This is a genomic window from Methanoculleus sp. UBA430 (genome assembly GCF_002506585.1).
In the GTDB taxonomy this organism is placed as follows: domain Archaea; phylum Halobacteriota; class Methanomicrobia; order Methanomicrobiales; family Methanoculleaceae; genus Methanoculleus.
Genome location: NZ_DAXW01000016.1, coordinates 115,624 through 138,683, shown reverse-complemented (window position 1 = coordinate 138,683; position 23,060 = coordinate 115,624). Strand labels below are relative to the sequence as shown.

At 62.7% G+C, this 23,060-nt stretch carries 27 protein-coding genes; 16 read left to right on the top strand and 11 right to left on the bottom strand.

The window, feature by feature from the left end:
• Window positions 1–80: 80 nt before the first annotated feature.
• Window positions 81–1,625, top strand: a complete 1,545-nt coding sequence (locus BRA49_RS12440; RefSeq protein WP_292386432.1) for an MFS transporter — start codon at window positions 81–83, stop codon at window positions 1,623–1,625.
• Here BRA49_RS12440 and BRA49_RS12435 read toward each other — a convergent pair.
• The 3 genes from BRA49_RS12435 to BRA49_RS12425 all read right to left on the bottom strand — a co-directional run bounded on the left by BRA49_RS12435 (window position 1,605) and on the right by BRA49_RS12425 (window position 4,311).
• Entirely contained in the window at window positions 1,605–1,928 is a 324-nt protein-coding gene (locus BRA49_RS12435) for a hypothetical protein (protein ID WP_292386429.1), read from the bottom strand. The genes BRA49_RS12440 and BRA49_RS12435 overlap by 21 nt on opposite strands.
• Window positions 1,929–2,176: 248 nt before the next feature.
• Window positions 2,177–2,380: a hypothetical protein gene (locus BRA49_RS12430; RefSeq protein ID WP_292386428.1), complete on the bottom strand. Its 204-nt coding sequence runs from the start codon at window positions 2,378–2,380 to the stop codon at window positions 2,177–2,179.
• Window positions 2,377–4,311 (bottom strand): agmatine deiminase family protein, encoded by a 1,935-nt coding sequence (locus BRA49_RS12425; protein WP_292386426.1) that lies wholly within the window; start codon window positions 4,309–4,311, stop codon window positions 2,377–2,379. The genes BRA49_RS12430 and BRA49_RS12425 overlap by 4 nt, the downstream gene beginning before the upstream one ends.
• A gap of 96 nt (window positions 4,312–4,407) precedes the next feature.
• On the opposite strand from BRA49_RS12425, the gene BRA49_RS12420 reads away from it, so the two are divergent.
• Window positions 4,408–4,968: a manganese efflux pump MntP family protein gene (locus tag BRA49_RS12420; RefSeq protein WP_292386424.1), complete on the top strand. Its 561-nt coding sequence runs from the start codon at window positions 4,408–4,410 to the stop codon at window positions 4,966–4,968.
• Between the two features lie 3 nt (window positions 4,969–4,971).
• On the opposite strand, the gene BRA49_RS12415 is transcribed toward BRA49_RS12420, so the two are convergent.
• Complete coding sequence (locus tag BRA49_RS12415) at window positions 4,972–5,892, bottom strand: DUF362 domain-containing protein (protein WP_292386422.1); 921 nt, start codon at window positions 5,890–5,892, stop codon at window positions 4,972–4,974.
• A 413-nt stretch (window positions 5,893–6,305) separates the two neighbouring features.
• Between BRA49_RS12415 and BRA49_RS12410 the strand changes: the two genes are divergently transcribed.
• A complete protein-coding gene (locus tag BRA49_RS12410) occupies window positions 6,306–6,761 on the top strand; it encodes a hypothetical protein (RefSeq protein WP_292386420.1) in 456 nt (151 codons plus the stop codon).
• On the opposite strand, the gene proS is transcribed toward BRA49_RS12410, so the two are convergent.
• The 3 genes from proS to BRA49_RS12395 are packed head-to-tail and all read right to left on the bottom strand — an operon-like array spanning window position 6,762 to window position 9,638.
• Window positions 6,762–8,195 (bottom strand): proline--tRNA ligase, encoded by a 1,434-nt coding sequence (gene proS / locus BRA49_RS12405; RefSeq protein WP_292386418.1) that lies wholly within the window; start codon window positions 8,193–8,195, stop codon window positions 6,762–6,764.
• 38 nt (window positions 8,196–8,233) lie between these two features.
• Entirely contained in the window at window positions 8,234–8,800 is a 567-nt protein-coding gene (locus BRA49_RS12400; RefSeq protein ID WP_292386416.1) for a stage II sporulation protein M, read from the bottom strand.
• The gene (locus BRA49_RS12395) at window positions 8,793–9,638 is read right to left on the bottom strand and encodes a DUF63 family protein (RefSeq protein ID WP_292386414.1); all 846 of its coding nucleotides are present in this window, start codon (window positions 9,636–9,638) and stop codon (window positions 8,793–8,795) included. The genes BRA49_RS12400 and BRA49_RS12395 overlap by 8 nt, the downstream gene beginning before the upstream one ends.
• An 11-nt stretch (window positions 9,639–9,649) precedes the next feature.
• Here BRA49_RS12395 and BRA49_RS12390 point away from each other — a divergent pair, with 11 nt between their 5' ends.
• Both BRA49_RS12390 and BRA49_RS12385 read left to right on the top strand, forming a co-directional pair.
• A complete protein-coding gene (locus tag BRA49_RS12390; RefSeq protein WP_292386411.1) occupies window positions 9,650–10,729 on the top strand; it encodes an NAD(P)-dependent glycerol-1-phosphate dehydrogenase in 1,080 nt (359 codons plus the stop codon).
• Between the two features lie 6 nt (window positions 10,730–10,735).
• Window positions 10,736–11,188 carry a UPF0179 family protein gene (locus BRA49_RS12385; RefSeq protein ID WP_292386410.1) on the top strand — a complete coding sequence of 151 codons (453 nt, stop codon included), beginning with the start codon at window positions 10,736–10,738 and terminating at the stop codon, window positions 11,186–11,188.
• A 201-nt stretch (window positions 11,189–11,389) separates the two neighbouring features.
• Here BRA49_RS12385 and BRA49_RS12380 read toward each other — a convergent pair whose 3' ends face one another.
• The gene (locus BRA49_RS12380) at window positions 11,390–12,262 is read right to left on the bottom strand and encodes an ADP-ribosylglycohydrolase family protein (protein ID WP_292386409.1); all 873 of its coding nucleotides are present in this window, start codon (window positions 12,260–12,262) and stop codon (window positions 11,390–11,392) included.
• A gap of 67 nt (window positions 12,263–12,329) precedes the next feature.
• On the opposite strand from BRA49_RS12380, the gene BRA49_RS12375 reads away from it, so the two are divergent.
• From BRA49_RS12375 to BRA49_RS12330, 10 genes are all read left to right on the top strand, one after another.
• The gene (locus tag BRA49_RS12375; protein ID WP_292386408.1) at window positions 12,330–12,596 is read left to right on the top strand and encodes a UPF0058 family protein; all 267 of its coding nucleotides are present in this window, start codon (window positions 12,330–12,332) and stop codon (window positions 12,594–12,596) included.
• Window positions 12,597–12,599: 3 nt separating this feature from the next.
• Window positions 12,600–14,171 (top strand): tRNA uridine(34) 5-carboxymethylaminomethyl modification radical SAM/GNAT enzyme Elp3, encoded by a 1,572-nt coding sequence (locus tag BRA49_RS12370; RefSeq protein WP_292386407.1) that lies wholly within the window; start codon window positions 12,600–12,602, stop codon window positions 14,169–14,171.
• Complete coding sequence (locus tag BRA49_RS12365; protein ID WP_292386405.1) at window positions 14,168–15,283, top strand: DNA primase small subunit PriS; 1,116 nt, start codon at window positions 14,168–14,170, stop codon at window positions 15,281–15,283. Before BRA49_RS12370 ends, BRA49_RS12365 begins: the two co-directional genes overlap by 4 nt.
• A 4-nt stretch (window positions 15,284–15,287) precedes the next feature.
• Window positions 15,288–15,959: a hypothetical protein gene (locus tag BRA49_RS12360; protein WP_292386404.1), complete on the top strand. Its 672-nt coding sequence runs from the start codon at window positions 15,288–15,290 to the stop codon at window positions 15,957–15,959.
• A gap of 37 nt (window positions 15,960–15,996) precedes the next feature.
• Complete coding sequence (locus BRA49_RS12355; protein ID WP_292386403.1) at window positions 15,997–16,275, top strand: 50S ribosomal protein L44e; 279 nt, start codon at window positions 15,997–15,999, stop codon at window positions 16,273–16,275.
• 7 nt (window positions 16,276–16,282) lie between these two features.
• Complete coding sequence (locus BRA49_RS12350) at window positions 16,283–16,471, top strand: 30S ribosomal protein S27e (RefSeq protein WP_292386402.1); 189 nt, start codon at window positions 16,283–16,285, stop codon at window positions 16,469–16,471.
• Window positions 16,472–16,479: 8 nt separating this feature from the next.
• A complete protein-coding gene (locus BRA49_RS12345; protein ID WP_292386401.1) occupies window positions 16,480–17,259 on the top strand; it encodes a translation initiation factor IF-2 subunit alpha in 780 nt (259 codons plus the stop codon).
• A 6-nt stretch (window positions 17,260–17,265) separates the two neighbouring features.
• A complete protein-coding gene (locus BRA49_RS12340) occupies window positions 17,266–17,433 on the top strand; it encodes an RNA-protein complex protein Nop10 (RefSeq protein WP_292386400.1) in 168 nt (55 codons plus the stop codon).
• Complete coding sequence (locus tag BRA49_RS12335; RefSeq protein WP_292386399.1) at window positions 17,415–18,161, top strand: proteasome assembly chaperone family protein; 747 nt, start codon at window positions 17,415–17,417, stop codon at window positions 18,159–18,161. The genes BRA49_RS12340 and BRA49_RS12335 overlap by 19 nt, the downstream gene beginning before the upstream one ends.
• A 199-nt stretch (window positions 18,162–18,360) precedes the next feature.
• Entirely contained in the window at window positions 18,361–18,813 is a 453-nt protein-coding gene (locus BRA49_RS12330) for an RDD family protein (protein ID WP_292386398.1), read from the top strand.
• Between the two features lie 3 nt (window positions 18,814–18,816).
• On the opposite strand, the gene BRA49_RS12325 is transcribed toward BRA49_RS12330, so the two are convergent.
• Together BRA49_RS12325 and BRA49_RS12320 are read right to left on the bottom strand one after the other, a co-directional pair.
• A complete protein-coding gene (locus BRA49_RS12325; protein WP_292386397.1) occupies window positions 18,817–19,095 on the bottom strand; it encodes a rhodanese-like domain-containing protein in 279 nt (92 codons plus the stop codon).
• Between the two features lie 249 nt (window positions 19,096–19,344).
• A complete protein-coding gene (locus BRA49_RS12320; protein WP_292386396.1) occupies window positions 19,345–20,058 on the bottom strand; it encodes an ATP-binding cassette domain-containing protein in 714 nt (237 codons plus the stop codon).
• A 466-nt stretch (window positions 20,059–20,524) separates the two neighbouring features.
• Between BRA49_RS12320 and BRA49_RS12315 the strand changes: the two genes are divergently transcribed.
• On the top strand, window positions 20,525–21,229 hold the full coding sequence (locus tag BRA49_RS12315) for a DUF1614 domain-containing protein (RefSeq protein WP_292386395.1): 705 nt from the start codon (window positions 20,525–20,527) through the stop codon (window positions 21,227–21,229).
• A 12-nt stretch (window positions 21,230–21,241) separates the two neighbouring features.
• Here the strand turns inward: BRA49_RS12315 and asnB are convergent, their stop codons facing one another.
• Window positions 21,242–23,047 (bottom strand): asparagine synthase (glutamine-hydrolyzing), encoded by a 1,806-nt coding sequence (gene asnB, locus BRA49_RS12310; RefSeq protein ID WP_292386394.1) that lies wholly within the window; start codon window positions 23,045–23,047, stop codon window positions 21,242–21,244.
• Between the last annotated feature and the right edge of the window lie 13 nt (window positions 23,048–23,060).

Below are 23,060 nucleotides of genomic sequence, written 5' to 3'. Positions count from 1 at the left end.
GATATTCCGGCACCCTGCCGACGGGCAATCTCTCGGGGTGAACGGTTCGTGAGCATCAGAAAGAGAGGCCCGGATAAAGCATGGTCTTTGAGGCAAAAGAGAGCCTGACGGAAGAAGAGGTCCGTCACGGCTTAAAACTCGTCATACGGGACGGCCTTGCCACTCAGGCGATGGTGACGCTGACCGGCGGCATCTTCCTGGTAGCGTTCGCCCTCCAACTCGGGGCATCGAACACCGTCATCGGCCTGCTCGCCGCCATCCCGCCGCTCGCAGAACTCCTGCAGATGCCCGCCATCTACATCGTCGAGCGGGTGCGCAGGAGAAGGCTGGTGGTCGTCGCGGCATCGCTCGCCGCCCGCCTCTGCTGGATACTCATAATCCTGATACCGTTCTTCCTCTCGCCGGAGCAGGGCATATTCGTGCTCATCCTCTCAATAGCTCTCTACGCATCCTTCTCGGCGGTCTCCCACTGCGGCTGGAACTCCTGGATGCGGGACCTCATACCGCAGGACCGGCTCGGAGCCTTCTTCTCCCACCGGCTGACCCTTTCGACAGCGGTTGCGCTCGTCGTCAGCCTCGTCGCAGGTTTCTTCATCGACTCGTGGGAGGCAATCTTCCCGGACCTTGCACCCTACGGCTACTCTATCCTCTTCCTCCTCGGGCTCATCGCCGGTCTCGCCGGGATCGTGATCCTCATCCGCACGCCCGAGCCCCGGATGGTCGTCGAAGGTGGGGAGGACGGCCTCTTCGCCGCCATCAGGAAGCCTTTTGCGGACCTCAACTTCAGGAACCTGGTCATCTTCCTCGGCTCGTGGAACTTCGCCGTCAACCTCGCGTCGCCGTTCTTTACGGTCTACATGTTGCAGAGGATCGGTCTTGATATCTCGCTCGTTGTCGCTCTCAGCGTCCTCAGCCAGGTCATGAACATCGTCTTCTACCGGTCGTGGGGCCAGGTCTCCGACCGGTTCTCCAACAAGTCGGTTCTCGCCGTGAGCGGTCCGCTCTTCATGCTCGCGATCTTCGCCTGGATGTTCGTCACGCTCCCGGATATCTACGTCCTGACCTACCCGCTTCTCATCCTCATCCACATCCTGATGGGGATCTCACTTGCGGGAGTCTCGCTCGCCTCGGGAAACATCGGCCTGAAGCTGGCCCCACAAGGTCAGGCGACCAGTTACCTTGCGGCGAGCACCTTTGCAAACTCGGTCGCCGCCGGCGTCGCGCCGATCCTCGGCGGCCTCTTCGTGGACTTCTTTGCCGAGCGGGAACTCATCTGGACCCTCGTCTGGAAAGACCCGGTACGGGAGCTCGTCTTCGTCACCCTCGACCTGCAACAATGGGAGTTCTTCTTCCTCTTCGCCTTCATCCTCGGGCTCTACTCCCTCCACCGCCTCGCGGCGGTACAGGAGGAGGGGGAGGCAAAGGAGCAGGAGGTCGTCGACGAACTCATCTCAGGAGTCCGACGTGATATGCGAAACTTCTCCCCCGCGGGAGGTCTCCGGGAGATGGTGAAGTTCCCCTTCTCGTCCGTCAGGGAACGCCGGGAGAAGCGCCGCCAGGAACCACCGGAAGAAGCGATTGGGGAGGAGGATGCTCCGACAGCTTCATCTCCCCGGCACCCATAGCCCCGCCCCGGTGAAGAAGAGCATGCCAGAAGGTGCTACGTCCAGGACTACCGGCCCGGGAAGCATCAGGTCGTCCGGGTCGGCAACGGGGACCGGCGGGCAGCCCTTGAGATCGCGGCCGTCAACCAGACGCCCGCGGGCGGCGCCCCGGCCACCGTCACCATCGGGGCGTTCGATGACGGCGGGGTCCGCGAGATCCTCATGCTTCCGGAGGAGGCGACACCGCTCTGCCCCATGCCGGGGGGAAGGTCGGCCCCGGATGGTGGCTGAAGGCGCGGATGGCTGATACAGAGGTGGTGACATGCCCTCACGCGAAGTGCGAGCCGCAAAGCCACGAAGGGGAGTTACACCATTCATCCGCCGGATTTCGCGTTCTTCGTACCTGACGGTGCTCAAACTTCCGTTCATAGAACCATCGCACCCTTCGGCCAGTCGTTCCCTTCGCCCTCGTCACCGTCGGCTCCCCGGCCGCACGCTCTCCGCCGGTTGACCGCTACCGTAAGGACCGGGTCCACTGCAACGGCTGGTAACTTCCCTGCCGGTGCAGATGCTCACCCCATATCAGGCCGGCCCTCCCAGAAGAGATTGCTGCAGATGGAGGAGAGAGTCGGAGCCGGGAGAGACCGGCTCGTCCATCCCGGGACCGACGTGCGGCGCGCAAATCGGGGGGTGACGATGGTCCCGGCCGTCTCCGTCATTGCGATCCTGCTTGCCTTCGCCGGCTGGACGTGGAGCACGGTTATCTCCGCGTTCATCCCTCTCGCGGTGCGCTTTCTCCCCCCGGGAAGGTGGCGCGCGGCACGATGGATGGCTGCTGCTGGCTGATGCAGTGGATCGCGCCGAACCCCTCGACCATCGCCGTGCAGTCGATCCCGATGACCTCCCGGTCCGGGAAGAACCCCTGGATCCTTGCTACGGCGACCTCGTCGTTCGGGTGCCCGAAGACCGGCACCAGCACGACGGTGTTTCCGATGTAGAAGTTCGCGTAACTCGCCGGCAGCCGCTCTTCGCCGCCGACTCTGCCCGGCATCGGGAGTGGGACGACCGTCAGGAGGTTGCCGTCCTGATCGGTCGACGATTGGAGGATCGCGAGGTTCTCCTGCAGGACGGCATAGTTCTCGTCGTCCTCGTTCTCCTCGACGGCGCAGAGGACGGTTCTCTCGTCCACGAACCGGGCGATGTCGTCGATATGGCCGTCGGTATCGTCGCCGGCGATACCCTGTTTGAGCCATATGACGTGACTGGCGCCGAGGTAAGCCTCCAGGTACGCCTCCATATCCCCCCGGGAGAGGCGAGGGTTCCGGTTCGGGTTTAAGAGGCAGGCCTCCGTCGTGATCACCGTCCCGCACCCGTTCACCTCGATCGAACCGCCCTCCAGAACAATCCCGGGAGTGAAGAGGGGGAGGTCCATCTCGCGGTTCATCACAAGCGGGACCCCGGTATCCCCCATAAGTTCCGGGTACTTCTCCCCCCAGGCGTTGAACGTCCAGTCCACCATCGCGAGGCTCCCCGCCTCGGGGTTGATCACGAACGTCGGCCCGTAGTCCCGGAACCAGACGTCGGCGTAGTCGGCGGAGTGAAACCTGATGCCCTCTGGATTGACACCAACCTCCTCCAGCATCGCCTCGATCCGGATGCGCATCGCCTCGCTCGTGACAAGCAGGTTGACAGTCTCGGACCCCCGGAGGGCCGCGAGGATCTCGACGTAGGCAAGCTCCACCGCGGCAAGGTCGGGGAACGTCTCCCGATCATGAGGCCAGGAGAGCCAGACGGCATCGTGCGACGCCCACTCCGCCGGCATGCGGTAGCCGAGCGCCTGCGGGGTTCTACCCGGCGGAAACCTCCGGGTGAGCACCTTGTAGGTCTCAGGCCGCCGGTTCCGGAAGAAGCCCCAGCCTTCCCGGACAGCCTCGTTTTTCGCGAGGTCGACCTCGACGACGAGCACCTCTTCGTCGGTCTCGCTCGCCCGGGCGAGGACGTTCCCGAAAGCGTCGGCGACGAACGAGCTCCCGAAGAACCGGATATCCCCCTCGGTGCCGACCCGGTTGACGGCGGCGACGTGGACGCTGTTTGCGATCGCATGGCCCCGCTGCACCGTCTCCCACGCCTCGCGCCAGTCTCCCTCCGGCGGCTCCTCCCCGGCAATCCGGCCGATGGCGGTCGGGTAGAAGATGATATCAGCGCCCTGCAGGGCGACCGCCCTCGCGGCCTCCGGGAACCACTGGTCGTAACAGATGAGTACGGCTATCCGGCCGTACCGGGTATCGTAGACCCGGTAGCGGTCCCCCTGCCGGAAGTAGGTCTTCTCGTAGAAGAGCGGGTCGTAGGGGATATGCACCTTCCGGTACGGGGGGAGCAGTCGCCCGTCGGCATCGATCACTACTGCCGCGTTGAAGTACTCCCCCGATTCGGTCCGTTCGTAGAGCGGCACGACGATCACCACGCCGTGCTCCCGGGCAAGCGCCGCGAACGCTTCGGTCGAGGGACCCGGTATGGTCTCGGCGTAGACAGAGGCGTCCGTAGCCTCATACTGCGGGAAGTAGGGGAGCCGGTAGAGTTCCTGCAGGCAGAGGATCCGCACACCCTTCGCGATTGCTGCTCTTGCCATTGCAAGGGTGTGGACCAGGTTGCGGTCGGGGTCATTGCCCGCCGCCGTCTGGATGAGGCCAATCGTTTGCGTGCTCATCGTATCATCTCTCCATACCGGTAGGGCACTCAGGCGCCATATAACAACCGTCGACCATAGCGTTATCCGGTATCGCGCTGGAATGTTATGGAAGCAATGGAGTTCGCAACAACCCTCCTCATCGCCGTCGGACTCGCGATGGATGCATTTGCCGTCTCGATCAGTGGAGGGGCCGCGATGCAAGAAGACCGGGGGCGGTGGGCCCTCATCATCGGGGCGCTCTTCGGCGGGTTCCAGGCAGGGATGCCGGTGCTCGGGTGGCTCGGCGGGGTGAGCGTCACCTCGTTCGTCGGGACCTGGGCACCCTGGATCGCCTTTCTGCTGCTTACCCTGATCGGCGGGAAGATGCTCGTCGAGGCAGTCCGGGGAGACGACGAGAACGTCCGGTTCGGCGCCGGGAGCATGACCACGCTCCTCCTTCTCGCCGTTGCGACAAGCATCGACGCCCTCGCTGTCGGCGTCACGTTTGCCGTCCTGGATATGCCGATCCTCTGGCCCGCAGTCACGATCGGCGCCGTAACCTTCATCCTCTCCGCCGCCGGCGTGCTGATAGGAAGTTCGCTCGACCGGGTCTTCGGGAGGAAGGTCGAGGTCCTCGGCGGGGTGATCCTGATCGGCATCGGTCTCCGGATCCTGCTCGACCACCTCTTCTTCTGATCTTCACGCGGTCTCGTCCAGGATCCGCCGCATATCGAGGACAAGGTCTTTGCTCTCGGAGTCGAGCGCGACGAGCCGGAGGTCCTCCGCCGACCGAACGCCGATGCCGAGCTCCGCTGCCCGGGCTATCGGATCCATCGCAAAGATCCTGCCCTGCATCACCTCGAGTGTTGAGCCGTAACGCCGGAGGAGAGCGATCCCCGCGGCGTCGAGGGCGATCCGGTCGGTGCTCGCGAGGATGACGTTCGGCGCGACGAGGCCGCCCCGCTCGGGGCCCCCGGTCGAGAACCCTTCCGTTGCGTCCATGATAGCGACGTCGCAGGGAAAGGACCGGTTGATCTCGGCGATCATCCTGCGCTGGTGCGGCGACGAATGCAGTTCCGCCATGTAGTTGTAGCCGCTCCCAGGAGCCCTCTTCGCCACGGCCCCGACGGGATTCTTCAGGGAGAGGGAGACGTGCCCGCCGAACCGGTGGGTCTTTAAGCAGCAGGTCTGGACCACTACATCGGCCTCCCGGAAGAGCCGGGCGATCAGGAACCCCCGCTCCCAGTGGAGACCGTCCGGTGGGACCGCCTCCCACCCCTCCGGCGGGAGACCGTCGAGCGCCACCACTTCTGCGCCCGTCCGGGCCGCGACGTCGACGGCGCCCCGGTTCTTCAGCACCGCGCGGGTCTCCCCCATCCCGCTCCGCTCCCCGAGCCGTACCGTCCCGGCACCGGCAGCGCGAACCTGCCCGAGGACCGCCTCCAGCATATCGGGGTGAGTCGTCGCAGGGAACGGATCGTCGCTGTTGAAATTCGCCTTGACCGCGACGGTCTTCCCATCGAGGGGAAGAGGGCCGATCTCGTGCCAGAGCGCTTCAATAGCGCGGTAACGATCCGATGCATCGATGATGTAAACTTCAGATGCTGCTGGCGATGCCATGCAAGCAGAATGCCCGCCAACCTATAAAAATATACGTCATCCTGCCTGTCGGAGGCCTTATTCCGGATAACAAGGTTGATTCAAGGGCATTACGGGTTCGCATGAAGGGCTGGTCGGCCGGGCGTGCGACGAAGACGGCATCCTGACCGCAAGAAGCCGCCGGGCTCCCCAAACAGCCTCCAGACATCGACGCAAGCGTGTTCCGCGGTCCCGGGAACCTGAACCTCAACCACCCGGGGCTCCGCAGATCCGATCACCGCATTCGACACGTATAAGAGCACACCGAGCGCAATACGTAGTAAAACCTCAGAGCACTCGTAGAGACCGCGCATCCTCGCGTGGAACGCTTTCAGCAGACACGCGGCCCCGCCATGTGTCTCTTGAAGAGTAAAAGGTATGAGGCCAGTATAACCATGACTTCCAGAATGCATACCCCCCACACCACCTGTCCCAGCTGCCACGAAGAGGTCTTCCTGGACGAACTCGTGGGCGGGCGCTGCCCCCTCTGCGGGTACTCCCTCGACGAAGACGACGGAACCTGCAGCGAGTATGAGGAGACCCTCGAGCGCTCCGATCTTGGGTGGATGATCTTTCAATTCTATGTCTTTAAACGGTTCTGCAACGAGGGAGCAAGCCCGCTCCAGGTCATGCAGATCCTCTCCCGGTATGAGGAGCTCACCCAGTGCAATCCCGCTGATGCGGAGAAGATGCAGTTTTCTCTGGAAGTTCCGATGAGCCGCTGGGAGCGACTGCTCCCGAAACGGTGCGCAAAGTGCGGTAGAATATTCCTCTCGGGAGGAAAAGTGATGATGTCGGGAGACCTTTTGTCCCCCGAACACAAAAGAACGTATACCTGCCCGTCGTGCTGATCAGTAGGTCCGGGCAACCAGGGTGGACGTGCCGTTCCCGCCGCAGGCGATGCACGGACCGTCCGAGACGGAGATCAGGTCCGACCGGATCTCGGACCCGAGGATGCTCGCATCCACCGCCGCCTCTATCTTTTCTGCGCACTCCTGCGAGCCGCACCAGTGGACGACGGCAACCCCGGTCTTCACCGCTCCGGCGGCCTCTTCGAGTGTCCCGGCCATGGCGATCCGGTCGGCCATCGCCTGCCGCGCCGCCTGCGAGAGTTCCTCCCCGAACTGGGCAAGGACGGAGGAGACGCCTTCAACAACGCCACGCCGGTCGAGCGTGGTCTTCCGACCGCTCCGCGTGACGGCGACGACCGTGTTCGCGTCGATATCACGCGGCCCGATCTCGATTCGGAGCGGCACGCCGCGCATCTCCCAGTGGTAGTACTTCGCGCCCGGGCGCATATCCCGGTCGTCCAGCTTCACGACGAACCCGGCGTTCCGGAGTTCCTCCTCAAGCGCCGCGGCCGCAGAGAGCACCTCGTCGCGCCGTTTTCCGACGATGATCGGGACGATGACGGCCTCGATCGGCGCCACCTCCGGCGGCAGCACAAGCCCCTTATCGTCGCCGTGAACGCTGATGACAGCCGCGATCGACCGCTCGGAGATCCCGTAGCAGGTCTGGTAGGCATGCTGCCGCTCCCCGTTCGCGTCCTCGTAGGTGATATCGTAGGTGCGAGAGAAGTGGTCGCCGAGCATATGCGCCGTCCCTATCTGGAGCGTCTTCCCATCGGGCATGATGGTGTCGACCGCGATGGTGTAGTCGGCGCCCGGGAACTTGTCCCAATCCGGGCGGCGGGAGACGATCACCGGCACCCGGAGGCGGTCGTAGAACTCCTTGTAGAGGCCGAGCGCGACCTCGACCTGCGCCGCCGCCTCCTCCCACGTCGCGTGCACGGTATGCGCCTCCTTAAATGACGTGATCTCCCGGAGGCGGATGAGCGGGCGGGTGTGTTTCGTCTCGTAGCGGAAGGTATTGACGATCTGGTAGAGTTTTAAGGGCAGGTCCGTGTGGGACCGGATCCAGAGGGAGTACATCGGGTAGATGGCGGTCTCGCTCGTGGGCCGGAGAGCAAGCGGCACGTCGAGTTCGCTCGTGCCGCCGTGGGTGACCCAGTAGACCTCGTCCTCGAAGCCCTTGATGTGCTCGGCCTCCTTCATGAACTCGGTCTTGGGGATCAGGAGAGGGAACATCGTCTCGGCATGGTCGCGGTCCATCAGGTCCCGGAGTATCCCGTATGTACGTTTCCGGATGCCGAACCCGTGGGGGTACCAGACATACAGCCCCTTGACCGGGTAGCGGACGTCCATGATCTCGGCTCGCCAGAGAACTTCGTTGTACCACTGGGAAAAATCACTTTTCCGGGGAAGTGCCCCTGTATCTTCTTCCATCCGTCTCGTACCTCAAAAAATTATGATCTGCCGCTCTTTTAAGCTATCATACTTAGGACTGCCGGCGTAATAAATGCCTCTACGAGCGCGGCAACCGCGAGGAGCGGGACGACGACCCGGAGAAAGAGGCGGGCGAGAGGCACTGCCAGGGTGGCGGCATCGCCGCGTCCGTGCCACTCGGCAATGAGGCCCTGCCCGAGAAGGAGCCCGAGACCTCCTGCGATGAGGAAGGCGGGGATCTCGAAGATACCGTGCGGCACGAGCGCCGCCGCGATAAAGAGCAGACCCTGCTGCTGTCGCATGAGTTCCGTCACCGCACCGATCAGGAGCCCGTTGACCGAGAGGATCAGCATCGTGACCACACCGAGCGACGCTCCCCCGAGAAAGAGGAGGAGGCAGGCGGCCAGGTTGTTTAAGAACAGTTTTCCTGCAAGGACTGCCGGGGAGTCGGAGAGGATCTGGCTCACGATCCGGTCGCTGAAGAGGGCCAGGACCTCCGCGCCGATGCCCGGGTCGCGGGTCACGGCAACGACGCCGATGCCGACCGAGACGGCAAAGAAAAGAGCCGCAAGGCCCGTGGTCCGGGCAACCGGGAGATCAGACATAGAGCACCATCCGCACCAGATCCCGTATCCCCGGCGCCATGCCGACGACGATCATGGCAAGGAGGATGAGGTGCCAGAGTTCAGGGTTTCCCTCCCGCCGGTACATCTCGAGGACATATATGGCGGGGACGAGCACCGCGATCTTGAGGAGGAACATAGAGAACGCGGTGCCGGTCAACTCGATCAGGCTCGAACCCACAACGTGCTGCTCCACGTAGTGGACGGGGTGGATATCGATGCCGTAACTCGTCGCGCTCGCATCGAGCATGTGCCCGAAGATGAGAAGCTTATAAAGGATATTCGAGGCGTAATCCCACTTCAGCACGTACACAAGGAACGCCCAGAAGGCAAGCGACGACACGAGTGCGAGGGCAAGGATGGTAACAAGCACATCGAGCGCGATCGTCGTCTCGGCAAGGCCGAACCAGACGAGCGCCGCCCCGGCGAGAAGGCAGGCGACGATGCCCGCCCCCCCGTAGACCCGGCTGTAGCGGGAGACCAGCCCGGCGTTCTCCGCAAGTTTCCCGGCAAAGAGGGCGACCGCCGCAACCGCAAAGATCGTAAAGAAGATCAGGGGCGTGATCAAGAGGAACCGCAGATCCGAAGTGATCATCCCGGTATCCTCGACGACACGGAGGAGCCCGCCGAGGACGACGAAGGGCAGGGTGGCAAGCACGAGTTCATCGTCGACGGCAATCCTGTACCGCCGGAGCCCCCGGTAGAGAAGGTAGACCGCTACGATGAGGATCAGGGCGTAGGTCAGCGTATCGACGAGCGTATATGCCTGCCCGTAACGAATGGGATCTATGTAATATTTGTAGAGGAACTCCCTAATCATTACTGATCTAAATGAGCGCAGACGGCATAAACCTACTCAGAACCAAGGTCTTCGACAAGTCCAAATGGATGCAGCTCCCTCGTGACGTCGTCATCGGCCACGATGTTCTCGAGCAGATCCCGGCTGTCTGTGAAGACCTCGCTCTGGGCGAGTCTGTGCTCATCATCTCAGGAGGCCGGACACGGGATGTTGCCGGGAAGAGGGTCGAGGCGCTTCTCTCCGGATCCTACGACGTTGCGACGTTCGCTGCTGCCGGCGACCCCCTCGGGACGATCAAGAAGGCCGAGGCGGCGGCGGCAGAGGCAGGGTTCGTCATCGGCGTCGGAGGGGGGCGGGTCATCGACACGGCGAAGATCGCTGCTTATAATACCGACCGCCACTTCATCAGCGTCCCCACCGCCGCATCGCACGACGGTATCGCATCGTCGCGGGCGTCGGTCCCGACCGCCGACGGGAACGTATCGCTTGCCGCCGAGCCGCCGCTCGCCGTCGTCGCCGATACCGCCATCATCGCCTCGGCGCCCCACCGGCTGCTCGCATCCGGGTGTGCGGATATCATAGCGAACCACACCGCAATCCTCGACTGGGAACTCTCCCACCGCCTCAGGGGAGAGCCGATCTCGGAGTACGCCCTGACGCTCTCCCGGATGACCGCCGAGATCCTCTTTCGGAACGCAGATCTCATCAAACCACATTCTGAGGAGAGCGCCTGGATCGTGACGAAAGCCCTGGTCTCCTCGGGGGTCGCGATGAGCATCGCGGGGTCGTCCCGTCCGGCGAGCGGCGGCGAGCACAAGTTCTCCCACGCCCTGGACCGGTTTGCGCCGAACAAGGGCCTCCACGGGGAGAAGTGCGGGATCGGGACAATCATCACGATGTACCTCCACGGCGGCGACTGGAAGGCGATCCGTGACTCGTTACGAAAGATCGGCGCACCGACCACCCCAGCAGAGATCGGGGTCGATGACGAGACGGCCGTAGAGGCGCTCCTCGCCGCCCGGACAATCCGGCCGGAGCGGTTCACGATACTGGATATGGGACTGACGCCGGAGTCGGCACGGAGCCTCGTGAAGATGCTCTACCGGGAGTGAGAAGAAATGGCAAGTGAGAAGACAAAAGTGACGCTGATCGGGGCGATGCTCGCGAGAGTTGGACTTGAGTTTGTTTACGAAGGCAGCACGTGCACCGAATGCGAGGGGTGCAAGGTGCAGAAAGTCTGTCATAACCTGCAGTCCGGGAAGAAGTATCGGATCGTCGGGATCCGCTCGAACACACGGCACGACTGCCCGGTCCACCACGAGGCAGCGGTCGCGGTCGACGTCGTGGAGGCCCCCGTCGTCGCGCTTATCGGTGCCGATATGGCGATTGTGAACTCAAAGGTCAGTTACGAGTTCTCCTGCCCGAGGACGGGTTGCCGGAGTTACCGGCTCTGTCGCCCCGACGGCATCATCGAGGGGGAGAAGTACGTCGTCAGGGAGGTCCTCGGCAACGCTCCCGACGTCTGCGAACGGGGCCGGCCCCTGAAACTGGTGGAACTGAGGCCGGCCTGAGGCTGCTGCAGCGAACGGTCGTTCGTTGAAGGCGGAGCCATTTTTTGTGGTGCGGGAGGCGAACCGCCGGTCATCCCACGGATCCAGTGGCCTCCGCCGTTCGGGCGCTCACGCTAATCCTCTTCGCGTTCTTCGCGAAGAACGACTTCCCCGAGGTGCGACGGACAGGGGGCGTGTATGAGACAGTTGTAACCCGGAACGCTACGGCCGGCTCGCGAGAGAGAGCCGCCGGGCAAGGGCCAGGAGTTCCTCCCGGTCCTGGAGCACCGCGAGCCACAAGGCCGGGATCGCCTCATACCCGAAACGCGCCCCGGCGAGGCCGCCGACGATCGCGCCGACGGTATCGGCGTCGCCCCCGAGGTTGACTGCCGCGATCACTGCGTCACGGAAAGATGAGGCCTCCATGAAGACCCGAACCGCGCAGTGGGTGCAGAGGACGGCATCGAGCGAGGGCTCTGGCGGGTATGCCCGGTAATCTTCGAGCATTCCACGGAGTTCCGGATCCGGGCAGGCGGCGAGGGCCTGCCCGAAGGCCGCATCCACCTCTTCCCCGCGGCAGATCCCGCTGACCATCCGGTTGACGAACGCCGAGGCCTCACCGGCGACAGGGTCAAAGTGGGTGACCAGTGACGCGGCAAGACTCACCTCCCGCACCTCGCGGGGGGGGTAAAAAATGCCGACCGGGACCCCGCGCATCACGCTCCCGTTGCTCCTGCTCCGACCTAACGCCCTGTGCGCCATCCTCGCGGCAACCGAAGATGCAAGGCCGTTCCCGATCAGGTCGAGGACGGCCCGTGACGTCGGCCCGAAAAACTTCGGATTGGCGCGATACACCAGAACCAGGCGCCGGGCGAAGTCCTCAGGGTCGAAACTCCCGCACCGGAGAAGGGTCTCTGCAAGAGCTGCCGCCTGCAGGGTATCGTCGGTGTACTGGCCGGGGAGGGTGTTGTGAATTCCGCCCCCTTGCATCTCCGTTACGACGATCGGACCCGGCGGAAGGCCTTCCAGGGGCGCGCCCAGAGCATCCCCAATTGCAAGCCCAACGAACGCCCCGACCGCCCGCATCTCATTCATATAAAAACATCACCAACAAATTATATTTACCAGCGCACAGTAGTATTCTTCGAGGCAAGGTGATATTGTGCAAAAAGAAGAGCTGCTCCACTTACACATGCTGTTAGTCCACATTAAGAAGTATTATGAAAGCACGACCGACGAAGACATCGCGACCGACCGATACAACGCTCTCCACATCTCACCCGTCCATATCCATAAGAACAAGGTAACGCATAAAAAAGCTATCCTTACTCTGGGCGACGAGATCGTCCACCACATCAGGGATCATCACAACCCCTACATCGAATATCACGCCGATTTTCAGTCCGAACGGATTGCAACCGAACACTAAACGATGAACGATACCGATTCGCTCCGGGAGATCATCTCCCGCATCCTTTCTTTTGGCGAGGACGCCGATATTCAGAAGATTAAACTTGAGATCTGCCGGGAGTACGGCGTCAGTATGCCCAAAAACTCCGCTGTTCTCGCCGCAGCTACCCCGGAGGAGCATGAGCGGCTCCGGCCGCTTCTCCTGGTCAAACCCACCCGGACACTCTCCGGGGTGGCGCCCGTCGCGGTGATGACCTCGCCCCACCCCTGCCCCCACGGGAAGTGCCTCCCCTGCCCCGGCGGGCCGGAGCACCCCTTCAAATCCCCCCAGAGTTACACGGGAGAGGAGCCCGCGGCGCTCAGGGCACGAGAGCACGCATTCGATCCCTACGAGCAGGTACAGGCCCGCCTCGGGCAGTTCGAGGCGCTCGGGCACCACGTCGACAAGGCCGAGCTGATCGTCATGGGCGGGACGATGACCGCCCGCCCGGTCGAGTACCAGGAGTGGTTCGTCGCGGCCGCCGTGCAGGCGATGAACGACTACCCGCGGGTGGGCCTTCCGCAGGAGAATCCCGATCTCGATACGATCTTTGCCGCAAACGAGGCATCGAGGGTCAGGTGCGTCGCCACCACCTTCGAGACGAGGCCCGACTGGTGCCGGGAGGACCACATCAACCGGATGCTCGCGATGGGGGTGACGAAGGTCGAGCTCGGCATCCAGCACGTCGACGACCGGATCCTCGACTACAACCGGCGGGGCCACACGGTTGCGGACTCGGTCGCGGCAAACTGCCTCCTGCGCGACGCCGGGCTGAAGGTGGGGTTCCACGTGATGCCGAACCTTCCCGGTGCGAGCATGGCGGACGACCGGCGGATGTTTGAGGAACTCTTCGGCGACCCGCGGTTTCGGCCGGATTTCCTGAAGATCTACCCCACCCTGGTGACACCGGCCTCAGAGATCGAGAGCCTCTGGGAGCGGGGGGAGTACCTACCCTACACCGAGGAAGAACTGATCGACCTCGTTGCCTACGCGAAATCGCTCATCCCGGAGTACGTCCGCCTTCAGCGGATCCAGCGGGACATCCCGGCAAAGTTGATCGTCGCGGGCTCCCGGCACAGCAACTTCCGGCAGCTTGCAGAGGCGCGGCTCCATGAGCAGGGACTCCGCTGCCGGTGCATCCGGTGCCGCGAGGTGGGGAGGACGGTTGCCCCGGAGGCGGCGGCGGTCTCGACCCTGGCCTACCGGGCCTGCGGCGGAGAGGAGCGGTTTATCCAGGCGGGCACCGGCGACGCCCTCGTCGGGTTCGCCCGTCTCCGGTTCCCGCACCGGCCCTTCCGCGACGAACTCACGAGCGCCGCGCTCCTGCGCGAGCTCCACGTCTACGGGAGCGTGGTCCCCCTCAGCACGCAGGCAGGCACCGACGAGTGGCAGCACCGCAGTTTCGGCGCAAGGCTCCTTTCCGCCGCCGAGGAGGAGGCCCGTGATCATGGTTACCGGCGGCTCGCGGTGATGAGCGGTGTCGGGGTGCGGCCCTACTACAGGAAACAGGGATATGAACAAGTGGGCCCATACATGATCAAGACGTTCCCATGAGGCCCGCGACGCTCGAGTTTGTGAAACAGAGGTTTGCCGAGTATTACCAGAGGCAGCACCTCACCGTTCCGTCCTCTCTTGAGCAGCGCGAATGGGGGTTCGTCTTCTTTGACGCCGCGGCCGAGGTCCGGATGCGGCGGCACATGGCTTTTGTGGACCGCGAGGAACTTGCCGCCTACGTCAAGAATCTGGTTCCCGCCCACGTCTACTACTCGACGGCCTACTACCAGACGCCTTCGGCGCCGACGATGAACGATAAGCACTGGGCCGGTGCCGACCTGATCTTCGACCTCGACGCCGACCAGATCGTCCGCGGCCCTTACGCGATGATGCTTGCGCGGGTCAAGGAAGAGACCGGAAAACTGATCGAGATGCTGACCGACGAGCTCGGCTTTGCGCGGAACCATATCCGGGTCGCCTTCTCCGGGGGACGCGGCTACCACGTCCACGTCACCGATATCGCTGTGCGGGGATGGGGGAGCCCGGAGCGGCGCGAGGTCGTCGACTACGTCTGCGGCATCGGGCTTGACCCGGCCGTGATGCTTACTCCGGGGGGCGCCCCGACCGGATGGCGGCGACGCTACATCGATGCCCTCCAATCTCACCTGCTCTGGCTCCGGGACCTCAATCCTGCCGAGACAGCGGCCTATCTTACGAGGCTTGAAGGCATCAGCAAGCGGACGGCCGCGGAGTTCCCCGCAGATCTCGACGCCATTCTCGTGAAGGACCCCGGCGACCTCCTGCAGAACCGGGTTGTCCGGGCGATCGCGGCCGCGCCCGACTTCGAGAACCGGGTCCGTGACGCCGGAGCACGTGCGGACGAGCCGGTCACGACCGATATCAAGCGGCTGATCCGGACGCCGGGGTCGCTGCACGGCGGCAGCGGAATGCGGGTCGTGCCACTCGATATCCGGGATCTTGAGGGATTCGACCCGCTCGTGGACGCGGTAGCCTTCGGCGACCGTGAGGTGCGGGTGGAAATGAAGGCAAACTTTACCACATCCCTGCTCGGGAACACCTACACGCTCAAAACCGGGTCCGCAAACGTCCCCGAGGCGCTCGCAGTCTTCCTCTGCTGCCGGAACATGGCAGAGATCAGCGGGGGTGCATGAGAGTATGGCCGCGAACCTCCTGGAGAAACTGCGGCAGATGCTGCTTGACATGCAGCACTCGGGACGGCTTTCAGACATCGAGCCCGGCCTCTACGAGGATGCCCGGGCATACGTCGAGAAACTCAAGGCGGACTATTACGGCCTGAAAAACCCCCTGGAGAGTCGGGCAGGAAGTCTGATCATCGAGGAGATAGGGAGCGTCACCGAGACCGTACAGGAGATCTTCTCGATCCGGACCCGGCAGATCCTCGGTCTCGCGTTCCAGCAGATGGAGGGGCAGTACTTCGATAAGGAAGAGGCCAGGAAGATGCTCCCGGCAGAACGAGAGATGTACGGGAGGATCATCGACGCCATCGAGGGGTGCCGGGAGACGCTCGTCCATGGGGGGGAGTATACCTTCAGCAGTGGCGGTGCGGCTGCCGCCCTCCGGGACAATGATGAGGTCGACGACGAAGCCCCGGAAGCCTCCGGATCGGAGAGACCGGGAGCCCCTGCCTCCCGTCCCATCCAGTCTCCCTACGCCCTCGTGCATATTCGCTCGGATATGGAGTCGTTCATGGGGGTGGACGGCAGGACGTACGTGTTGAAGCAGGGGGATATCGTCACCCTGCCGGAAAACAATGCGGATGTGCTCTGCGAGCACGACATAGCCTTAAATATTAGGCTTAACAAGTAATATAGGTACTCGAATCAATTGAATAGAGGTTACTATCATGAAAATGCCGTCCAAATTCAAGACGTACTGTCCGTTTTGCAGGAACCACCAGGTTCATGAAGTCGTGAAGGTGAAGAAAGGCAAGGTACGCCACTTCAACTGGATCGACCGCCAGAAGGGGCGCAGAAGCACCGTGGGCAACATGGGCAAGTACAGCAAAGTGCCCGGCGGCGACAAGCCGACGAAGAAGATCAACGTCAGGTACCGGTGTACGGTCTGTGGAAAGGCGCACCTCCGGCCGGGATTCCGGATCGGTAAATTTGAACTTACGGAGTGAGGTTATTATGGTCCGGCTGAACAGAGAGAACAGGAGCACATTCCTCCGGGTAAAGTGCCCTGACTGTGAGAACGAACAGATAGTCTTTGAGAGAGCGAGTACCGTTGTGGAGTGCAGTGTCTGCGGGCGTATCCTTGCAGAGCCCCACGGTGGAAAAGCTGATATCAAGGCTGAAATATTGGCAGTACTTGAGTGAGTAAGTCCATGCACGAGAGAGAGTGGCCCGAAGAAGGAGAACTCGTCGTCTGCACGGTCGCCGACGTCAAAGACTTCGCGGCGTTCGTTACCCTGGATGAGTACGACGGGCGAAGAGGGCTCATACCCATATCCGAGATAGCGCGGGGCTGGATTAAGCACATCCGGGACTACGTACGAGAAGGACAGAAGGTCGTCTGTAAAGTCCTGAATGTGGACCCTGACCGCGGCCACATTGATCTCTCGTTAAAAGACGTAAATGAGCACCAGCGACGCGAGAAAATCCACGAGTGGAAGAGCGAGCAGAAGGCCGCGAAATGGGTCGGGTTTGTCTCCGAGGCAACAGGAGCGGACCGGGCGATCATCGAAGAGGCCATATACCGCGAATACGGCCTGTTGTACCCGGCCTTCGAAGATATTGTCATCACCAACGGCGAGGCGGCCGAGCGGCTGAAACTCGACGAGCCGGTCAAAAAGTCGCTCATCTCCACAGCACACGAGAACGTGAAGGTCTCCAGGGTGACCATCACGGGGCACCTCATCCTGACGTCGGCCCGGCCCGACGGTGTCAACGTGATCCGCCGGGCGCTCCGGAGCGCTCAGCCGAAGGTTGACGACGTGGAGATCGACCTGATCTACGTCGGGGCTCCGAAATACCGGATAAAAGTGACCGCACCCGATTATAAGGAAGCAGAGAAGGCAATCGAGAAGGCGGCAAGTGCCGCCGTCGGTGTGGTTGAGCGGGCGGGCGGTTCCGGTAAGTTCATCCGGAAGCAGAAAGCCGGATAAGACGGTATGAGTAACCGCATTCGCCGCTGTCCGGACGATCGGAGATACACGCTCTCTCTGGTCTGTCCGGTCTGCGGCCGGTCGTGTCGGCCGGCTCACCCGGCCCGTTTTTCCCCACAGGACAGGTACGGCAACTACAGGAGGGCAGTACGCAGATGGAACACGTCAGAGTGAGTTTTTCAAGAGACGATAATATCGATGCCCCGATCCTGATCGAGGGCCTGCCCGGGATCGGGCATGTCGGGAAACTTGTCGCCGACCACCTGATCCATGAACTCCAGGGCGAGAAGATCGGAGAGATCTCCTCGCTCCACTTTCCTCCACAGGTGATCGTCGACGAACAGGGTGTCACCCATCTGGTCAACAACGAGCTCTATCGCAGCGAGAAGGACGGGAGGACGGTCCTCTTTCTCGTAGGCGACTTCCAGAGCAACTCGGCCGAAGGCCACTACATCCTGGCCGAGCGGTACCTTGATATCGCCGAAGACCTCGGCGTCCGGCGAATTTATGCGCTCGGGGGATACGGCGTCGGCCACCTGGTCGAGAGCCCGAGAGTGCTCTGTGCCGTCAACATGGAACATCTCCGGCCTGAGGTGGAGGCGGCCGGCGGGTCGTTTGAGAACGCCGGAGGCGGCGGGATGATCGTGGGGGCGTCGGGGCTCCTGCTCGGCCTCGGTGAGGCCCGGGGTATCGAGGGGGTCTGCCTGATGGGCGAGACGAGCGGCTACATCGTCGACCCGAAGAGCGCCGACAGTCTTCTTGCCGTCCTCTCCCGCCTGATGGGAATCGAGGTCGACCATACCTCCCTGCAGCAGCGTGCCGCGGATATGGAGCAGATGATAGCGAATATCCAGGAAGCCGAGGAAGCCCGGGGCCGGGAAGAACTCAGTTATATCGGCTAAAAAACACCATTTTTGGTCCCGGAGCAGCACCGCCGTTTATGCCGGAGGACCGCTGCCCCGTTGCACCTCTGCAACAACCCTCACCGGATCGGTGCGATCGTGGCAGGAAAACCTGTTCGTCCTCTATCGTGCCCCACAGGCCAACCATGGATTGCCGATACGAACTCTTAAGGCCCGCGGAGGACGACAGATCTGCAATATGGTCACCCTCTACCTCGCCAGCTGGGAGAGCCGTTTCTGGGCCTGGCTCATCGACATCATCCTGATCGGGCTGCCCCTCTGGGCAATCTCCGACCGGCTGCCGCCCGCCTGGCGGTTCACGATCGATCCCGGCCTCATCTCCATAAGCCTCTCCTCCATCATCCTCTTTCTCTACTGGACGTTGCTCGAAGGCTACCGGGGCCAGTCCATCGGCAAGATGGCGCTGAAGATCAGGGCCACCGGCCGCGCAGGGGAGGATATTGGTTTTGGTGCCGCGGCGGTCGAGAGCTTCGGGAAGGCGTTCCTCCTCGTCCCCGACTGCCTGATCGGGTGGCTCGCGATGTCGGGCTCAAAACAGAGGCTCTTTAACCGGATCTCGGGCACCGTCGTGATAGAGACCCGTGAAGCGGAAGAGCCGGAGGGCGTCACCTACGTGAAAAGCGACGGATGAGAGTCAATCCCTGACCACCGGGAACCCGGCAGCCTTCCAGGCGCTCATGCCGCCTTTGACCTCGTGAACGTTGTGGAACCCGGCCTCCTCCATCAACTCGCGGACACCGGCGCTCCGTCCGCCCCGCTGGCAACAGAGAAGGTATGTTCCGTCCGGGTCGAGGCTTTCAAGGTGCTCGGAGAATTGGGCCGAGTTGATGTTGATTGCGCCCGGGATGTGCCCGCCGGCATACTCCTCCGGTCTCCTGACATCGATGATGGCAAATGTTGGATCCTGCTTCATCTCTTCGATCAGGGCGGACGCTTCGGCCGGAGGTAGGGTCCGGTTGATCCGGTCTTCCGAAGCGGGGCCGCCACCAACGCATCCGCCGATCAACACAGCTACAATAGTGCTTCCGGCCATGAACAAAGACGTAAGCGGAGAACGGGGATTGGTCATGCATCCATGTCGCGGCCACAAGTGTAAATAGATTTTGGTTCGCCGGATTGCCGGTATATCCGGTTTCCGATCACCGGCGCAGGGCCCGGAGACCTAGGCGGTACCGTCAAGTGACGCACCATTCACGGCCATGATCGTGAGGAAGGTCTCCACCGTGTCCAGGGCAACAATCTCCCCGTCGTCCACCACCGCAACCCGGTTGCAGATCGCCGCCGCTTCCTCCAGGTCGCGAGTCGTAAAGACGATCGTCACCCTCTTCTCCCGGTTCAGCCGCCGGAGCACTCCCCAGATCTCCAGGCGACCGGGCTCGTCCAGCCCCTCCGTCGGCCCGGCGAGAAAAAGGACGCGTGGGTGTGCAAGATACGCCCGGGCGATCTCAAGGCGCTGCACCATGGCCGGGGTATAGGTCTCAACCGCGGCGGCAGCGCTCCCGGAGAGCCCGAAGAGGTCTATGACCTCGGAGAGCCTCCGGTCCCGGGCCCGCTCACCCAGCCCGTGCAGCCGTGCGTGAAAGTCCAGGTTCTCCCTGCCGGTCAGCGCAGGATCGAGCACCGGGTTCCGGAGGACGATGCCCATGCTCCGCCGCACGTCCCCGAGGTTCCCCAGGATTGCAAGGGGCGAGCGTTCGGCGAATTCGGAGATAGGGTAGAGGATCGTCATGAGTATCGCGATCAGGGTTCGCTGGCCCTGGCTGCACGTGCAGAGGAGACCCAGAATCTCTCCGCTCTTCACGTTGAACGGGATCGGGCCCCGTGCCTGAAGCCGTTCCAGGTGCCGGATAAGATCCTCAACGGTAAAGGCAGCCATGCCCCTCCGCACAGATGCGGCCAGCCGGATAGAACGGAATCGCCTTCAATTAGCCATCGCCCCGACACATGCACCCACTATTCTCATACGATCTCTCACCTGCGGGATGCTCCCAAGAGATCCGATAACGGGTCTCCGTTACGAAATTCGAGGACGGAGATGTTGTATAGTCATTATTTTTTACGGCCACTATATATGAATATCTATATGTAAATGAAGATGAAATACGCCATTTAAGGTTTCTATATTCTATAAAATGCCATTTTCACGGTAAGAGCGCCGAAATGCGCCTGTACTTAAAATTTCCAGCCGGGTTCGGAAAAACGGATTGGCGTCGTTATCCAGTCGCATACGCCCGGTCGAAACCCTGAGGAGGGCTGATCCACAGAACGGCCCCGGGTCTCGAGTCTCAAGGTCGTGCTGATCAACCTATATCTGGCATGGACCCGTCCGGTATATCCGGCCTATGGAGATCGAGTTGTCCACGATCGCGATTCTACCGGTTCTTTTCAGTCCGGAGCAGATCCTCGTCGCCTTAGCCGTCCTCATACCGACCCTGGTCATATTCAACTTGCTCCTCATAACCGAGGGCATCTTCGAATCGATCGGCCTCCGGTTCTACCAGGCGGTGCTCGCGACAGCAGGCGCGCTTCTCGGCAGCCTGATCGACATACCGCTCGTTCCTGTGGGAGAAGCAGTCATCGCGGTCAATCTCGGCGGTGCCGTAATTCCGCTCTTCGTGACCGTCGGGATGGTCGGACGGGGGCGGGTATCCCGCATAAAGGCCCTCATCGCCGTCGCCGCCGTATCGCTCGTCGCCTACGTCTTCGCGACGCCGGTCCCCGGCCTCGGGATCACGATACCGTTTTACGTGGCGCCCCTCACAGGCGCCGCCGCGGGGCTTCTCCTCGCTCGCGGCTGCCGTGCCGCCCCCGGACTCGCCTATGCGGGCGGGACCATGGGTACCCTGATCGGCGCCGACATCCTCAACCTCGCGAATCCGGAAGTGCTCGCGGCGCTTGCGGGGGACGGTGCGACGGTCCTCTCCATAGGAGGAGCAGGGATTTTCGACGGCATCTTCGTCACCGGCGTCCTCGCGGTCCTGCTCGCGATGTATGCAGGAAGAGGCCTGCGGGAGAAGAGAGGGGTTTGCCTGGAGGAGAAAGAGTGATGGGGGCGCTGTTTACTTGAACTGTCTCAACCACAACTCCGCGCAGGCTATCCGCCAGAACTCGGTTGAGTACGCGCTCTTCCCGTCGAGGAACGCCCGGTAGTTCCGGAGCACCCGCTCTGCATCCCAGTAGGGCCGCCGGGTGAACTCCGGCGAGGAGAAGAGAGCGAGGATCTCGGGCGCGAGTTCATCCTTCATCCAGGCCTCCTCGGGGGTGACGAACCCCATCTTGTCCATCCTGCACCTGATGGTGTCCGGGACCAGCCCCCTGATCGCCCGCCGGAGGACATACTTCGTGACGCCGCCGCGGACTTTCTGGTCGAGCGGGAGGGAGGCGAGGTACTCCACCAGCCGGTAGTCGAGGAACGGGACCCGTGCCTCGATCGAGAAGGCCATCGAGTTCCGGTCCTCCCAGTGCAGCAGAAGAGGGAGATTCGAGGTCGTGACCTCCCGCGCGAGCACCTCATCGAGCGACCCTGCGTACCGGAGGACCTCCGGTACCTGGCCCCGGAGAAGCCCTCGCCGCTCCGACCGGACGAGAGACTGACGGAACGCCCACGCGAAGAACGATCCGTGGTGCCTCGTGCTCCCGAGAGCCTCCCGGAGGGCCGTGAGGGCGTGCCCCTGCCGGAGGAGTCCACGGATATACGGCATCTGGTAGGCGATATACCCCCCAAACTGCTCGTCGGCCCCCTGCCCGTCGAGGACCACCTTCACCTCGCCTCCTGCAAGCCGCATCACGCAGTACTGTGCGTAGATCGAGAGCGACGCAAACGGTTCGTCCTGCATATAGAGCAGCCGCCCGATATCCTCCCAGAGCCCCTCCGTGTCGGGAGTGGTCCGGCGGCTTGCGACCTCCGTCGCCGCAACCACCGTATCGATATGTCTGCTCTCGTCGAACCTTTCATCCTCAAAACAGACCGAGAACGTCTTCTGTCGTTCACCGACGCTCTGCGGAGCCTCCCCCCGGAGAAGAACGTTGATGAGCGCGGTGACCGTCGAGGAGTCGATGCCGCCAGAGAGGCAGGTCCCGACCGGAACGTCGCTCCTGAGCCTGAGCCGGATCGCGTCGGTCAGGAGGTCCCTGACCCTCCGGGCGGCGACCTCGTCGTCGTCAGTCCCTCGCGGGGCGCCGTTCATCACGACGTCCCAGTAGCGTTGCGGCTCCCCGACACCCTCCCCGGAGACGACGACCAGGTGGGCCGGCGAGAGCTGGAAGATACCGTCGTACATCGTCTCGGCGGTATGATCCGCGACCCCCCAGGCAAGAAACGTCGAGAGCATCCGGTCGTTCGGCCGCCTGCCGACCTCCGGGTGCGCCCGGAGCGCCTTGATCTCCGACGCAAAGAGGAACGAGTCGCCGGCCATGGCGTAATAGAACGGTTTTATTCCCAGGCGGTCCCGGGCGCAGAAGAGTTCGCGGCGCCGCCCGTCCCAGAGGGCGAACGCCCACATCCCATTGAACCGGGCGAGGCAGTCCCTCCCCCACTCCTCGTAGGCGTGCAGGATCACCTCCGTATCGGTTGCAGAGGCGAAGCGATGGCCGGCGGCAGAGAGTTTCTCCCGGAGTTCGCGGTAGTTATAGATCTCGCCGTTGAAGACGACCTGAAGCGACCCGTCCTCGTTTCCCATCGGCTGCCGACCCTCGTCGGAGAGGTCGATGATCGCCAGGCGGCGGTGAGCGAGGCCGACCGGCCCGGAGAAATACCTCCCCTCGCCATCGGGCCCGCGATGACCGAGTCGCTCCGCCATGACCCCGACGAGGGACGCATCCGCCAGATCTTCGTTCAGGACAAACTGCCCGGCAATACCGCACATGCTCCGGATACCT

What these genes read in the sequence shown, in the direction of transcription:
- BRA49_RS12380 (WP_292386409.1), bottom strand. Translation starts at nt 12,262, where the DNA reads ATGAATGAGATGCGGGCGGTCGGGGCGTTCGTTGGGCTTGCAATTGGG.
- BRA49_RS12440 (WP_292386432.1), top strand. Translation starts at nt 81, where the DNA reads ATGGTCTTTGAGGCAAAAGAGAGCCTGACGGAAGAAGAGGTCCGTCAC.
- BRA49_RS12330 (WP_292386398.1), top strand. Translation starts at nt 18,361, where the DNA reads ATGGTCACCCTCTACCTCGCCAGCTGGGAGAGCCGTTTCTGGGCCTGG.
- BRA49_RS12425 (WP_292386426.1), bottom strand. Translation starts at nt 4,311, where the DNA reads ATGAGCACGCAAACGATTGGCCTCATCCAGACGGCGGCGGGCAATGAC.
- BRA49_RS12385 (WP_292386410.1), top strand. Translation starts at nt 10,736, where the DNA reads ATGGCAAGTGAGAAGACAAAAGTGACGCTGATCGGGGCGATGCTCGCG.
- BRA49_RS12400 (WP_292386416.1), bottom strand. Translation starts at nt 8,800, where the DNA reads ATGTCTGATCTCCCGGTTGCCCGGACCACGGGCCTTGCGGCTCTTTTC.
- BRA49_RS12315 (WP_292386395.1), top strand. Translation starts at nt 20,525, where the DNA reads ATGGAGATCGAGTTGTCCACGATCGCGATTCTACCGGTTCTTTTCAGT.
- BRA49_RS12335 (WP_292386399.1), top strand. Translation starts at nt 17,415, where the DNA reads ATGGAACACGTCAGAGTGAGTTTTTCAAGAGACGATAATATCGATGCC.
- BRA49_RS12365 (WP_292386405.1), top strand. Translation starts at nt 14,168, where the DNA reads ATGAGGCCCGCGACGCTCGAGTTTGTGAAACAGAGGTTTGCCGAGTAT.
- proS (WP_292386418.1), bottom strand. Translation starts at nt 8,195, where the DNA reads ATGGAAGAAGATACAGGGGCACTTCCCCGGAAAAGTGATTTTTCCCAG.
- BRA49_RS12395 (WP_292386414.1), bottom strand. Translation starts at nt 9,638, where the DNA reads ATGATTAGGGAGTTCCTCTACAAATATTACATAGATCCCATTCGTTAC.
- BRA49_RS12420 (WP_292386424.1), top strand. Translation starts at nt 4,408, where the DNA reads ATGGAGTTCGCAACAACCCTCCTCATCGCCGTCGGACTCGCGATGGAT.
- asnB (WP_292386394.1), bottom strand. Translation starts at nt 23,047, where the DNA reads ATGTGCGGTATTGCCGGGCAGTTTGTCCTGAACGAAGATCTGGCGGAT.
- BRA49_RS12355 (WP_292386403.1), top strand. Translation starts at nt 15,997, where the DNA reads ATGAAAATGCCGTCCAAATTCAAGACGTACTGTCCGTTTTGCAGGAAC.
- BRA49_RS12340 (WP_292386400.1), top strand. Translation starts at nt 17,266, where the DNA reads ATGAGTAACCGCATTCGCCGCTGTCCGGACGATCGGAGATACACGCTC.
- BRA49_RS12325 (WP_292386397.1), bottom strand. Translation starts at nt 19,095, where the DNA reads ATGAAGCAGGATCCAACATTTGCCATCATCGATGTCAGGAGACCGGAG.
- BRA49_RS12370 (WP_292386407.1), top strand. Translation starts at nt 12,600, where the DNA reads ATGAACGATACCGATTCGCTCCGGGAGATCATCTCCCGCATCCTTTCT.
- BRA49_RS12430 (WP_292386428.1), bottom strand. Translation starts at nt 2,380, where the DNA reads ATGAACGCGGAGATAACCGTGCTCCACGTCCAGCCGGCGAAGGCAAGC.
- BRA49_RS12435 (WP_292386429.1), bottom strand. Translation starts at nt 1,928, where the DNA reads ATGTCACCACCTCTGTATCAGCCATCCGCGCCTTCAGCCACCATCCGG.
- BRA49_RS12320 (WP_292386396.1), bottom strand. Translation starts at nt 20,058, where the DNA reads ATGGCTGCCTTTACCGTTGAGGATCTTATCCGGCACCTGGAACGGCTT.
- BRA49_RS12350 (WP_292386402.1), top strand. Translation starts at nt 16,283, where the DNA reads ATGGTCCGGCTGAACAGAGAGAACAGGAGCACATTCCTCCGGGTAAAG.
- BRA49_RS12345 (WP_292386401.1), top strand. Translation starts at nt 16,480, where the DNA reads ATGCACGAGAGAGAGTGGCCCGAAGAAGGAGAACTCGTCGTCTGCACG.
- BRA49_RS12360 (WP_292386404.1), top strand. Translation starts at nt 15,288, where the DNA reads ATGGCCGCGAACCTCCTGGAGAAACTGCGGCAGATGCTGCTTGACATG.
- BRA49_RS12410 (WP_292386420.1), top strand. Translation starts at nt 6,306, where the DNA reads ATGACTTCCAGAATGCATACCCCCCACACCACCTGTCCCAGCTGCCAC.
- BRA49_RS12415 (WP_292386422.1), bottom strand. Translation starts at nt 5,892, where the DNA reads ATGGCATCGCCAGCAGCATCTGAAGTTTACATCATCGATGCATCGGAT.
- BRA49_RS12390 (WP_292386411.1), top strand. Translation starts at nt 9,650, where the DNA reads ATGAGCGCAGACGGCATAAACCTACTCAGAACCAAGGTCTTCGACAAG.